This is a genomic window from Vibrio cyclitrophicus (genome assembly GCF_024347435.1).
In the GTDB taxonomy this organism is placed as follows: Bacteria; Pseudomonadota; Gammaproteobacteria; order Enterobacterales; family Vibrionaceae; genus Vibrio; species Vibrio cyclitrophicus.
This window is the reverse complement of sequence record NZ_AP025481.1, coordinates 1,343,137-1,356,473: the sequence shown is the minus strand read 5'-3', so window position 1 is coordinate 1,356,473 and position 13,337 is coordinate 1,343,137. Positions and strand designations below refer to the sequence as shown.

The 13,337-nt window shown below is 43.7% G+C and carries 9 protein-coding genes and 1 pseudogene; 3 read left to right on the top strand and 7 right to left on the bottom strand.

Going from position 1 to position 13,337, the window contains the following annotated elements; genetic code table 11:
* The first annotated feature begins 10 nt into the window (after positions 1-10).
* A complete protein-coding gene (locus tag OCW38_RS20770) occupies positions 11-613 on the top strand; it encodes a response regulator transcription factor (protein ID WP_016784329.1) in 603 nt (200 codons plus the stop codon).
* 319 nt (positions 614-932) lie between these two features.
* On the top strand, positions 933-2,183 hold the full coding sequence (locus OCW38_RS20765; protein ID WP_016784328.1) for a tetratricopeptide repeat protein: 1,251 nt from the start codon (positions 933-935) through the stop codon (positions 2,181-2,183).
* Positions 2,184-2,388: 205 nt separating this feature from the next.
* Here the strand turns inward: OCW38_RS20765 and sstT are convergent, their stop codons facing one another.
* From sstT to malT, 7 genes and pseudogenes are all read right to left on the bottom strand, one after another.
* A complete protein-coding gene (sstT, locus tag OCW38_RS20760) occupies positions 2,389-3,603 on the bottom strand; it encodes a serine/threonine transporter SstT (protein ID WP_010431627.1) in 1,215 nt (404 codons plus the stop codon).
* Between the two features lie 381 nt (positions 3,604-3,984).
* A pseudogene (locus OCW38_RS23015) lies at positions 3,985-4,109 on the bottom strand (ribosome small subunit-dependent GTPase A); the annotation flags it as partial.
* 101 nt (positions 4,110-4,210) lie between these two features.
* On the bottom strand, positions 4,211-4,669 hold the full coding sequence (locus tag OCW38_RS20755; protein WP_010431625.1) for a copper chaperone PCu(A)C: 459 nt from the start codon (positions 4,667-4,669) through the stop codon (positions 4,211-4,213).
* 87 nt (positions 4,670-4,756) lie between these two features.
* Positions 4,757-5,353: an SCO family protein gene (locus OCW38_RS20750; protein WP_010431623.1), complete on the bottom strand. Its 597-nt coding sequence runs from the start codon at positions 5,351-5,353 to the stop codon at positions 4,757-4,759.
* Positions 5,350-5,790, bottom strand: a complete 441-nt coding sequence (locus tag OCW38_RS20745; protein WP_065612766.1) for a hypothetical protein — start codon at positions 5,788-5,790, stop codon at positions 5,350-5,352. The genes OCW38_RS20750 and OCW38_RS20745 overlap by 4 nt, the downstream gene beginning before the upstream one ends.
* Before the next feature lie 204 nt (positions 5,791-5,994).
* Positions 5,995-6,915 (bottom strand): DUF368 domain-containing protein, encoded by a 921-nt coding sequence (locus OCW38_RS20740; protein WP_010431618.1) that lies wholly within the window; start codon positions 6,913-6,915, stop codon positions 5,995-5,997.
* A 574-nt stretch (positions 6,916-7,489) separates the two neighbouring features.
* Positions 7,490-10,198, bottom strand: coding sequence for an HTH-type transcriptional regulator MalT (gene malT, locus OCW38_RS20735; RefSeq protein WP_010431616.1), 2,709 nt, complete (start codon positions 10,196-10,198; stop codon positions 7,490-7,492).
* Positions 10,199-10,767: 569 nt separating this feature from the next.
* Here malT and OCW38_RS20730 point away from each other — a divergent pair.
* Positions 10,768-13,221: a glycogen/starch/alpha-glucan phosphorylase gene (locus tag OCW38_RS20730; protein ID WP_010431613.1), complete on the top strand. Its 2,454-nt coding sequence runs from the start codon at positions 10,768-10,770 to the stop codon at positions 13,219-13,221.
* Positions 13,222-13,337: the final 116 nt, after the last annotated feature.

The window sequence follows — 13,337 nt, the reverse complement described above, 5'->3', positions numbered from 1 at the left end:
GAATCTTGTTATGTCTGAACTTCATCAAATGTTGCCGGTTTATGTGGTTGATGACGATGAATCGATGAGAGACTCATTGGTGTTCCTATTGGAAGAGCATGATTTTACGGTGTTAGCTTATGAAGATGGTCTGAATTTTCTGGATTCAGTGGATTTGAGTGCGCCGGGGTGCGTGGTGTTAGACAGTCGAATGCCTGAAATGAGAGGACAACAAGTTCACGAATTAATGATGAAAGCGCAGAGCCCACTGTCGGTGATCTATTTGACAGGGCATGGCGACGTGCCAATGGCGGTAGAAGCTTTACAAGCCGGCGCGGTGAATTTCTTCCAAAAGCCAGTGAAAGGCAATGAGTTAGCTGAGGCAATCAAACAAGGTTTGGAGGCTTCTGAAAAGCACTTACATATGAATGTGTACCGCCAAGCTTATGCTTCGTTAACCGAGCGCGAAGTAGACATCCTCAAGCAGATCATTGATGGCAAGCGCAACCAGAAAATTGCCGATGAACTTTGTATTGCAGTGAGAACGGTGGAAGTACATCGAGCGAGTTTGATGAAGAAATTCTCTGCGAAAACAGTTGCCGAGCTTGCTTACGTTTATGGAAAGCTGAACTAACGATGTGACGACAGTATGTGAAGCTACGAAGAGAAATACACCAAGCTTGCTACCGTTTTACAGATTTTTCTGATACTCGGTTCTTCAATATCACTCTATATTGAAGCAAGATCACACCATTTGGGGAGCGCATAACGATAGGTCTCTGCAGGCTTTTTATCGCTATGTATTCCTGAGATACTGAACTAAGTTCATTTTGGGGCGGAACGTGTCAATAACGACGCTTTTCCCTATAATTCGAAACATTCACTATGGTTGATGATACCTCGATATAGAGATTTGTATCAGCCGAGTTAGGTTAATATATTTTATGAGTACAATGGGAATCGCAATTGGTGCGACGGCTCTTTCGTTAATACTTGTGGCCGTTTGGCTGATTTCTTTATCGCTAAGAAAGCAACGGTTAGAGCAAGAACGAAAAGCGCGAGCAGTTGCTTACCGAAAGGCGATTGAAAAGGCTCGAATACAAGAACAAAAAGAACGCCACTTTAAGGCTGAAACAGGCCATACGCCATCGATTCTGTATTTAGCGAAAGAGGCTGAACGTAACAATATTAAAGAAGCTTTGTATTGGTATGACAAAGCGGCTCATTTAGATAATATCAACGGTATGTATGGCGTTGTGCGACTCAGTATGAAGCGCAAAGAAGACCTGATTTTAAGAGAAAAAGCCAATTTTTGGCAGCTTGCGATATCCGCACTGGATAATGATTTGGTTGCGAAATTTGAGATGGGTAAAGCGCTCGTGTTTGGTCGCGGTACGGATAAGAATATCCCTAAAGGTTACACTTACATCGAAGAGTCAGCTGCAGGTGGAAATACCGAAGCAATGCTGTTTATGGGCGACTGGTGTTTGGATAAAGAAAATTCAGACTATTCAGCAGAAAGTGCCGTTGAGTGGTATCGCAAGGCAGCAGAAAAAAACAGTTTAGATGGCAAGATCAAACTGGGTACATGTTATTTGAACGGCGTTGGTATAGAACCTAATCATGGTGAGGCTGTGTACTGGTTTGAAACCGCAGCTGAAAAAAACAGCGCAGAAGCCATGTTTAGAGCCGGCGAAGCTTGGATAGACCATGGTGAACATGGCAGTGCAATTGCTTATATCTGGCTGTTTTTATCAGCACACTTTGGCTACTCAGATGCGAAACAATTACGAGACAAAGTTGGGGGCGATCTTGGTGTGGATGCGGTCGTGGGTCTACAGGCTCTGACTAAGCCGATAATGACCAAGCTAACGCAAGAGGCGATAACTAAGCATTCAATCGTCAAAGCGCTCAATAAGCTCTACAAGCGTAATGTGCCTATCCCTAAGAAAGTAAAAGAAGCTTCAGATGAAGATATTGATGAGTTAGGTGTAGAGAGTGGTCACCCAAAGACAGAGGCTTCGAGTGAGCATGTTTCTAATATGGATTACGGACAACAGGCGACAGCCAACCATAATGGTGCGATGACAGAACAAGAACTTAACGTGAATCAGCCATCATCAGATAAGCCATCAAGCGTTAACAGTGGTTCTTTGGACTTTAGTCAGTCTGCAGTCGAGCCTAGTTGGAAGAATAACCACTAAGCAAGCTCTAGTGCATCTGTTCAAGAAGTCATCGACAAGATAGGTGTAGATTGAGTGATAAAAATGGTCAACTAGCTAAAGCTTTAACGATAATCTGGAAGATAAGAACAACAAAAAAAGGGAAGCATCTGCTTCCCTTTTTGTTTATGTGCTATTTACTTTAGAGCTTAGAGCTTAGAGCTTAGAGCTTAGAGCTTAGAGCTTATTACGCTTTGTTTTGCTCTGCTTTACATACAGCAGCAGTGAACACAACGTCTGTTGAGCTGTTAAGTGCTGTTTCAGCAGAATCTTGAATCACACCAATAATGAAACCAACCGCTACAACCTGCATCGCTACATCGTTCGAAATACCGAATAGGCCACATGCTAGCGGGATAAGCAGTAGTGAACCGCCAGCAACACCCGATGCACCACACGCTGAAATCGCAGCAACTAGGCTTAGTAGGATTGCTGTGAAGATATCAATCTCGATACCCATAGTGTGCACAGCTGCAAGTGTTAACACAGTGATAGTGATTGCAGCACCTGCCATGTTGATCGTTGCGCCTAGAGGGATAGATACAGAGTAAGTATCTTCATCTAGGTTTAGCTTCTTACAAAGGTTCATGTTAACTGGAATGTTTGCAGCACTTGAACGAGTGAAGAATGCTGTTACGCCTGATTCACGGATACATTGAAGTACAAGTGGGTATGGGTTCTGCTTTGTCTTGATAAATACAAGTAGTGGGTTAACCACAAGCGCAATAATCAGCATTGAGCTTAGTAGAACAGCTAGCAATTGACCGTAGCTTGCTAGAGCATCGAAACCCGTTGTTGCGAAAGTAGTCGAAACAAGGCCAAAGATACCGAATGGTGCAAGACGGATAATGAAGCGAACAATGTGCGAAACACTGTGGCTTAGGTCTTCGAAAACCGCTTTAGTTGTTGCAGATGCGTGGTGCAGAGCAAGACCAAGGCCGATTGCCCAAGCTAGAATACCAATGTAGTTTGCGTTCATTAGCGCGCTTACTGGGTTATCTACAAGCTTGAATAGAAGAGTATGAAGAACTTCAGCAATACCTTGTGGAGGGTTCGCACCTTCAGCGCCAGCAACCAGTGTCAAAGTGGTTGGGAACATGAAGCTTAGAACGACTGCCGTTAAGGCTGCAGAGAAAGTACCAATCAGGTAAAGCACAATGATTGGACGCATATGAGTATGCTGACCTTTCTTTTGGTTTGCGATAGAAGCTGCAACAAGAATGAATACTAAAATTGGGGCAACAGCTTTCAGAGCACCAACAAACAGACTACCGAGTAGGCCTGCGTCTTGAGCTGCTGAAGGAGAAACCATGGCGAGAACGACACCGAAAACAATACCAGCAAGGATCTGTAGGACTAGATTCCCACGAGCGATGCGGGCGAGTATGTTGTTGTTTTGCATAAAATACCTGCAATTGTTAAATTATTATAGTGATGTATCTTTTTATAAAGTTGTACCAAATCCAACTATACACTAGTGGAATGGGCGGTAATATTAGCGAGATCTAAGAGAGTGTCTAGGAATAGTTTACTTTTAGGGTGATTGTTTGCGTCCAGTGGCGTTTTTGGAGCTAAATGTTAAATAAAAGTGTTAATGTTGGTCTATAAGTCTACATGTTTATGTTTGTAAGGGGCAATATTCTGGTTGTTGGGGTATGTAAACTGTTATTGGCAAAATCATTGTATTCAGAAATAGTTATACAGATACCAAATTGAAATAAAAAAGCCCCACCTGATTAACAGGGTAGGGCTAAGTCGTCTTATAGTCGTTAACCTAAAAGGCTTAATCGGAGGCTTTCTTAAGGTTGCGGCTCTCTGATTGTACAGTTTATATATCTTAGAAAGCGGATTTCTATTAGCGCGTTGTTCGGCTAACGAAGCGCCATTTCTAGCTTGTTCCTTCAACAACTATTGATTTTTGGCGAGATCAAAAAGCGAGCTCAGTTTAAAAAAGCCACGATGGCAAAAAGTCATCGTGGCTTAAATTATTCCATCAATTGTGAATGCGATTAATGATGGTCGTGGTTCATCTTTTTCATGCCGCTCATCACTTTCTTCACTGGTGCATCGAAGGTTTGTGTTTCACCGTTGGCGAAGGTTAATGTCATCTCGATTTGATCACCTTCTTTTAAGCTGCTTTTTAGGTCGAACAACATGATGTGTAGGCTACCTGGTTTCAGTATCGCTTCCCCATTCGCAGGGATTGTGATCTCTTGAACTTGGCGCATCTTCATTACGTCGCCATCAACGATAACATCATGAAGCTCTACCTTTCCTGCTGCTGGTGTTGCTGCAGAAACAATAGCGCGATCTTTATCGCTGTGGTTCATCAGAGTCGTGAATACCGCGCTGTTCACTGCTGAAGGCGGTGTTGCACGAGCGTACGCATCATGAACCATAATATCGCTATTAGCGTGAGCAAGAGGAGTGAGCAATAAGCCTGCTAGAGCGAGTGCTTTTAACTTCATGTTGTTGTCCTTATTTTTTATGTTCTTTGGTCTGGGACCTGACTTTTTTGATCGAACTTTATTCATTAAGTTCTTTGTTTTTACGTTTTATTGCGTCAATTTGTTGATGGCCTCAACAATTGGCGCTGGCGTTAACGTATGCGGCACTTTGGTAATCAGTGTGCCATCGGGCTTTAAAAAATAAAAATATGAGCTGTGGTCTAGGGTGTATTCCAACTCTGAACCTTCCAGCTTTGTTTTTCTAAAAATAACACCGTAATTGTGTGCAAGCGTTGTTGTCACATCCAATGGACCACTTAGCCCTTCCATCATTGGGTGGAAGTATTGTGCGTATTCGTACGATGCTTCTGCAGCATCACGTTCAGGATCAAGTGAAACAAACATCGGCCGAATTTTGGCTTTTGCTTCGTCAGAGACTTGGTTAAGTGCACCGGCTAGCATCGCTAAAGAAGTCGGGCAGACATCTGGGCAACGAGTGAAACCGAAGTAAACGATGCGAATTCTGTCATCGGTTTGGTCAAAGATTTCCGTTGGCTGGTTATCTTTACCGAAAAGCGTGGTCATTGAAAACTCTTGCTTTGCTGCGTGTTGTTCTTGAGCTTCGTTTTGCCCATCAAGATAGCTTTTGACACCAAAACCAAGTACAAACGCTACCACTAATGCTAACGACCAATTCTTACTCATCTTGCCATCCTTATTGCAGGGTTTACGGTTTCAACACCATCGGTGAGTTCGCCAAGCCAAGTCATTTTATCCATGGTGCACACAGGTAAAATCACATCCCCTTCGTAGATATTATTACCAATATTTTTTAACTGAAAACGTGCTGAACCCATGTCCATTTCTAAGCCCGTGAGTGACAACATTAATGTTTCAGATGCCGCTCCTTCCCAAACTACTTTCATTTTAGTAGGAACCAGTGGTTGGGCGGTCTCGCTATCAAGAGACATAGAAATCTCCTGTTGCTTACACGACGCTGTTGAAAGCATGCAATAGTCGTCTAAGTTAACGTCAGCTGAGGTGTGTTCCATGGTTGTTTTAAATTGCTGGATCGCTTGTGGTCCATAAAAGCCTGCCACGAGAGCGACTCCAATAGCTGCCACCTTTAATGCCGGGTGCATGTCGTGTTCTCATTTAATTTTATAAGAGCGGCGATGTTATCATACCCGTCAATACGTGCTTGTATCAAAAAGCAATTTTGTGCGTATGGTAGAAGTAAAAAAGCGAAGCCACAGGCTTCGCTTTTGTCTATATAAGAGGGTCGTTGAGTTTAGTATTTCTTACACTCATCGGTTTGTCATGCTAAACAAAGGTTCGCTGAATGATTAGTCAGCATTGCACTCTGCAAACTTTTCCAACCCGAGAACCAATGCAATGGCAACAAGCATCATCACAATCGCCATAACCAGTTGAGATGGTTGAGAAGTGACCGCTTCGAAATCGAAAGGCGATAGATTTTCCTGAATCAAAGGAACTTGCTCACCTTTGGAGTTTGTACGCCAGCTGATGGTCTCTTTCCAAGGCCAGATCTTTGGTAGCGTACCAATCATCAAGCCAGTTAAGAATACTAACGTGAAATCGCGGAATGAGCGCAATAACCAAGAGAGAATGTGTGAGAAAGTCAGTAGACCGATCACACAGCCACCTAAAAATAGGGCAAGCACATCAATTTGAAACTCTTTGACCGCGCCAAGTACTGGGCCATACATCCCAATCAATAGCAGGATAAAGCTACCTGAGATACCTGGTAGGATCATCGCACAGATCGCAATCGCACCCGCAATGAGAACATTGATACTAGTAGGTTCCATCTGCAGTGGCTTAAGCACGGTAATACTATAAGCGAAGGCAATACCGAGCAGTAAAAATACGAAGCGAATTACATCGCGTTTCTCTACTTGTTTAAGAATATGGAAAACAGATACCAAGATAAGGCCAAAGAAGAAAGACCATAAAGGGATTGGATGTGTAACCAATAACCAAGAGATGAGTTTCGCGAATGTTGCAATGCTGGTGAACACGCCCGCGAACAGTGAAATTAGGAAAAACCCATTGATATGGCTAAACGCAGCCTTGAAGCCTTCACGTTTCCATAAGCCAAGCACGCTAGGGTTAATTCTTCGAATGCTTTCTAGCAAGGTATCGTAGATACCTGTGATGAATGCGATGGTTCCGCCAGACACACCAGGAACAACGTCGGCTGCGCCCATTGCCATGCCTTTGAAAAAAGTACTTAAGTAATTCATTGCTTCATAGAGTTGAGGATGATTTTGTGCAGTATACAAACTTTAGTGTAAAAAAAGTATGAATATGCCATCAATGAAAGGGCTTTTATCCCCTTTTAAATTGTAAGGCAATAAGTTGAAGTGAACATGTGCCTAATATTTAGAATACAACCACTTAGTGTTTTATCACTAGTGCTTAATGATGAAACTGATCTCTTATCAATATTGCATCTTAGTTGCATTATGCAAGTGCACTTTGCAATTCGCATGATGAATTAGCAGTTTTTATGCGATGCAGGGCTTATAAAACGTCTTTTTAAAGTTGGCACGCTAACTGCATTGTAGTACTTGACCCTTCTTAAGCCGAGGGTCACCTAGCCAACTGACGTTGTTAGTGAACCTATTGATTTGTTCACAAATATATAGAGCCAATCGCGATTATTGCGGTTGGCTATTTTTTTATCTGTCGTTTGGTTATCTGTGATTTCTTCCTGCTATTTCCTTCATGCAAAGAAAAAAAAGCCAGCCACTATGGGTGACTAGCTTATGCTTTATCTCGAATCTCGAATCTCGAATCTCGAATCTCGAATCCGCTTTAATACCCCATTAACTGCAGCAAGTTCTCGGCAGTACTGATTGCTTCTTTACGGTTGGCAATATTGAGCTTTTGATAAAGATTTCGAATGTGTGTTTTGATGGTGGTCCCTGCTACATCGAGCTCTTGAGCGATCTGTTCATTACTGAATCCAGAATAGATCAGGCCAAGCACCTGCCATTCACGTTGAGTGAGTGGGCTAGTACGCACAAGCTCCGGGATATTAGGGTGATTAACCAAATTCTCAACAAAGTCTTCATCGAAGTGAACCGATCGGCTACGCTGAGTCGTCGAGATATCTTTCATAATCTGCTGCGCACGATGACGTTCTAAATCACCTAAGCCCGGCTTGTTGCTCAACTTATCTAAGATATGACCAATTGTGCCACCGTCTACTAAGAAGTTACCAACCATACCGGTTTGGTTAGTCATGTGTAAGGCTTCTTCAAGAAGTACGCGAGCACTGTCTTCGTCGTTAATTTGGGTGCGCAGTACCGCTTCCACGATTAAGTTTCGGTTGGTATCCGTCACAAGGTGAGAGCGTTGAGCTTCACTCTTCAAGAATGCCAATGCTTCTTCTGCGTCTTCGTATTGCTCAAGGATGATATGAGCGCGAACAATGTTTCTCCATTGAAGCTGACAGAAGTGGTTACTCGCTGATTCAGGTCGAACCGCCACATTTAACCAATCACGAATGGCTTCTTTATCGCCTTTTACTTGCCAAAATAGGATCAGAGAAAGAGAAGCGTTCGCCGTCCAGTCTACATGGTAGGTGGATTGGCGTAATAGGTGTTGAATTTGGTCGATAAACTTTGATGCTTTATCAATCTCTCCACGGCTCAGTGAAATACGAGCCAGCATTGAATAGCTGTGCAGGTGCTTACTTGGTGAATGGTGACCAAGAATATCTAAACCTTTGTAGCAACACTCTTCTGCTTCATCTAATCGGTTCCAACACCAGAATATCTGGGCACGTACACGCAATAGAAACTCATGTAGAGGTACGTATTGTAATTGATGCTCTTCGATCAATTTGAACGCACTGTCTTGCAGTTCGAACGCCGCTTGAACGTAGCCTTGAGCAATCAAAATTTCACTCTGTTGCAGAATGGCCCACAAGGCTTGATGGTAAACCTGATATTGGCGCGCGAGTTTCTCTGTTTGTTGCATCATTGGTAACGCACGACTGAGGTTGCCCATTACGTGATTCACTTCACCAACAACCGAGGTTGCTACAATGCGGCTACGATAAACTGTTGTGTTTAACTGACTCAACGAAAGTTCAGCAAGTTCTAATGCTTTTTCAGGTTCATTACTGTTGATGGCGACTTGGGCGCGCAAGGCATTGTATTGGCCTTGTTGTTGAGTATCGAGCTCGATGTTTCGATCTTGATATTGAGTTTCAGCCTCTTCCAACAAAGTACCCACTTGATCATAGCGGTGCTGGCTTTGTGCAAGCCACGCGCGCAGCATTGATAGCTTAGGCTCGCTGTAAAGCTGATCGGTGGTCAGTTGCTTGATCGCCATTTCTAACGAAGACAACTCACCTTGGTTGAACATCGGCCAGCCGTGCTCTGTAAGAATTTGAATGATCAGGTCCGGGTCTTCAGCACGTTGTGCATGTCGTAGTGCTTGGTGAGGCGTTTTCTGTTTGATCCACGCTTTAGCGGCACTTCGATGCAATTCAGCTTCTTGCTGAGGAATTCGCGCCTGACGTTCGTGTGCTAGAAATTCACCAAACAGATTATGGAAGCGGTACCAGTTTTTTTCGCCCTCAAGCGGGTAGATGAATAAGCCAAAACGGTTGAGTGATTCAATCATTCCGAGTGCGTCTTCACGTTGTGTCAGTGCGCAGACTAATTCGTCATTGAAGTGATCAAGCACAGAACATTGCATTAAGAAGTGTCGAGTTTCTTTGTCTAATAGATCGAACACTTCTTCAACCAAATAGTCCCAAAGGTGGGCATGGTTAAAGTGAGAGAACGACTCGGCTGATTGGGCAAGTGTGCGTTTTTGGTGTTGTGCTTGAAGCGCGATAAGTTGCAGTGCAGAAGGCCAACCTTCTACATAGCTACAAATACTGTCTGCCGTTGTGTCATCAATGCCATCGGCAACACGTTGATTGAAAAAGCGTGTGGTTTCTTCGGTATCAAACGCCAGCGAGTCATTACCTAATTCGATCATTAAGTCACGAACGCGCAGGTTTGCTGTGCCAAGTGGTGGTGTACCACGACTGGTTACCACAAGCGTTAAATTGTCGGGCATGTGTTTGAGGAAAAAGCGCATCGCTTCATGAATGTCATCATTATTAACCAAGTGATAGTCATCCAGCACCAGGAAACATTCGTGATGGAATTCAGACATCTCAGCAAACACTTCACTTAATAAAGAATGCAGTGATGAAAACTGTCGTTTTTCTGCCAATTTTTGGGCGTTAGGACAGGCATTTTGAGTCGCTTTATTGAGTGATTGTAGGAGGTAGTTGATGAACCGGAATGCATCGTTGTCACTATCATCGATGCTGTACCAACCTACATTGGGTTTATCTACCAGCCACTGCGCAGCCATGGTGGTTTTGCCGTATCCCGCTGGAGAGCGAAACAATACTAGCTTATAGCAATCTGCATGTTGTAGCAGATCGAGAACTCTCGGTCGCAAGATTGCGTTATGTAGGCGGCCGGGACGAGTCAGTTTCGAAGGGATCCACATGTTTAAGTTTTTCACCTATTCCGTGGCTTATGCTATGGATTATCTCAATCTATCGTTGAGTACATGTCCAATGACATTCGCCTGATTACTTAAGTCTTCAGTCATAGTACGTGATGCCAAACGATACCGACTATGATCCTCCTCAGAAACCTTGCACTCCTGCAGGTTTTTGATGTTCTACGCCCTTTATTTGTGACATATCTCACTTAGTGGGGCGTTTTTTTAATGTGACCTTGTCCTCCCCTGTACAAGATTTTATGTAAAAGATGAGACGAGAGAAATTTTTTCGTGATCTAAATATCAGATTTGGCAATAACTTCAAATGGGTTAAATAAAAGTCACATCAATTGAAGTTAAGTTATCGAACGGGACCTTGTGATCTCAGTCACTCCAAGTTTTTGTTCTAAGTCAGAACATGAGAGTCAGATCACTAACCCCATGTCGGTACGCCCCCTACGCCCTCTCATCTACTCCTAGTTAGTCGTACGGGCGGGAGGATGTTTAGTTAATGGTGACCATGCACGATATGTCACAGATGAATTAGAACTATTAAAAGCGAGATTTCTGAAATGAAACCAACTCAGCAAAAAACTTTCGATAAAGTGTCGTTCCAAGAAAGCGTTAAGAAGCATTTATCTGCAACCTACGCAACAACGATTGAAAACGCAGATAGCCGCGCATGGTACCTAGCAATGGGGCGTGCGCTAGCAGAACTCACAACATTTGATCTGTTAGAAACTGAAAATGACGAAAAAATTAAGAACGCGAAGAGCGTTAACTACCTTTCACTAGAGTTTTTGATTGGTCGTTTAACCGGTAATAACCTGATCAGCATGGGTCTGTACGAACAGATCACTCATGCAATGGAAGAGCTAGGTCAAAACCTAACGGATCTTCTAGAAGAAGAACGCGATCCATCACTAGGTAATGGTGGCCTTGGTCGTCTAGCTGCTTGTTTCATGGATTCTTGTGCCGCTCAAGAATACCCAACAGTAGGCTACGGTCTTCACTACGAATATGGTCTATTCAAACAGTCTTTCCAAGACGGTCGTCAACAAGAAGCACCTGACGCATGGCGTGGTGTTGAAGGTTACCCATGGGAAGTGGCTCGTCCAGAACTAGCACAACACATTGGTTTTTACGGTCATGTAGAAGTTGAATACATCGACGGTAAAGAAGTTCGTACTTGGGTTCCGGGTATGGAAGTAAAAGCAATGCCTTGGGATCTACCTATCGTAGGTTACGAGTCAAACACGGTTTACCCGCTGCGTCTTTGGGAATGTCAGGCAATTGCACCATTCTCACTAGCAAGCTTTAACAACGGTGACTACTTCGAAGCGCAACACTCGCTAATCGATGCAGGTAACATCACTAAAGTACTTTACCCGAATGACAACCACGAGAAAGGTAAGACTCTGCGTCTAATGCAGCAGTACTTCCACTCAGCAGCGTCTGTTCGCGATATTCTACGTCGTCACGAAGCAGCAGGTTTCTCTCTAGAAGACCTTCCTAAACAAGAAACGATTCAACTGAACGATACGCACCCAACTATCGCTATCCCTGAATTGATGCGCATCCTGATCGATGAGAAAGGTTTAACTTGGGACCAAGCTTGGGAAATCAGTGCTCACACGTTCGCGTACACGAACCACACACTGCTTCCAGAAGCACTAGAGACTTGGTCTGAATCTTTGATCAATCGTCTTCTTCCACGTCACATGGAAATTATTTTTGAAATTAACCACCGCTTCATGCAAGAAGTTCGCAAGATGTGGCCTGGTGATGGTGAGAAACAAGCGAAGCTTTCTATCATTCAAGAAGGTTTCCACCGTATGGTTCGCATGGCAAACCTATGTGTGATTGGTTCTTACAAAGTAAACGGTGTAGCTGCACTTCACTCACAACTGGTTAAGAAAGACTTGTTCCCTGAGTTCAACGAAATCTTCCCTGGCAAATTGACTAACGTAACGAACGGCATCACGCCACGTCGTTGGTTGAAGTTCTGTAACCCAGGTCTATCTACGTTAATCACAGGTAAGATCGGTACTGAGTGGCCTGCAAAACTTGAGCAGCTAGAAGGCATCGCTAAGTTTGCAACAGACGCGAAATTCCAAAAAGAATTCATGGCTGTTAAGAAAGAAAACAAACAGCGTCTTGCTGATTGGGTTCAAGAAAACATGGGTATCGAGCTAGATACTAACGCTATCTTCGACGTGCAAATCAAGCGTCTACACGAATACAAGCGTCAGCACCTAGACTTGCTACACATTCTATCTCTGTACCACCGTATTCTAAACGAACCTGGTTTCGAGTGTGAGCCACGTGTATGTTTCTTCGCAGCGAAAGCAGCTCCAGGTTATCACCTAGCCAAAGAAATCATCTTTGCGGTTAACAAGATTGCAGAGAAGATTAACAACGATCCTCGTATCGGCAACAAGTTGAAAGTGGTATTCATCCCTGACTACCGAGTGAGCATGGCTGAAATCATCATTCCAGCAGCAGACGTTTCTCAGCAAATTTCATTAGCTGGTAAAGAAGCATCAGGTACGGGCAACATGAAGATGGCTCTAAACGGTGCTCTAACTATCGGTACGATGGATGGTGCAAACGTTGAGATTCGTGAAGAAGTTGGCGATGAAAATATCTACATCTTCGGCCTAGACGTTGATGGTGTTGTGGCGTTGCAAGCTCAAGGTTATAACCCTTACGACTACTACAATGCTGACCCACTACTGAAAGCTTCTCTAGACCTACTGACAGGCGATGAGTTCTCTCCAGGTCAACCAGGCCTCCTGCGTGCAACGTTTGATAGCCTGCTAGACGGTGGTGACCCATACCTATGTCTTGCTGACTTCGCATCTTATGTGAAAGCACATGAAGACATGGGCAAGCAGTACAAAGACCAAGCCGGTTGGGCTAAGAAAGCAATTCTTAACACAGCATTGGTTGGTAAGTTCACATCAGACCGCTCAATCCGCGACTACGTGAATAATATTTGGAAACTTGAAGCGGTTAACCGTTAATAAACCCAAAAGCAGCCAAGGCAGTTTCTGCCTTGGCTCAATTGACTTGTGCACAAGCCAGTAGTTTCAAATTAACGGCTTATAAACTGAATCGTTCACAAGCTGATTGATGAACA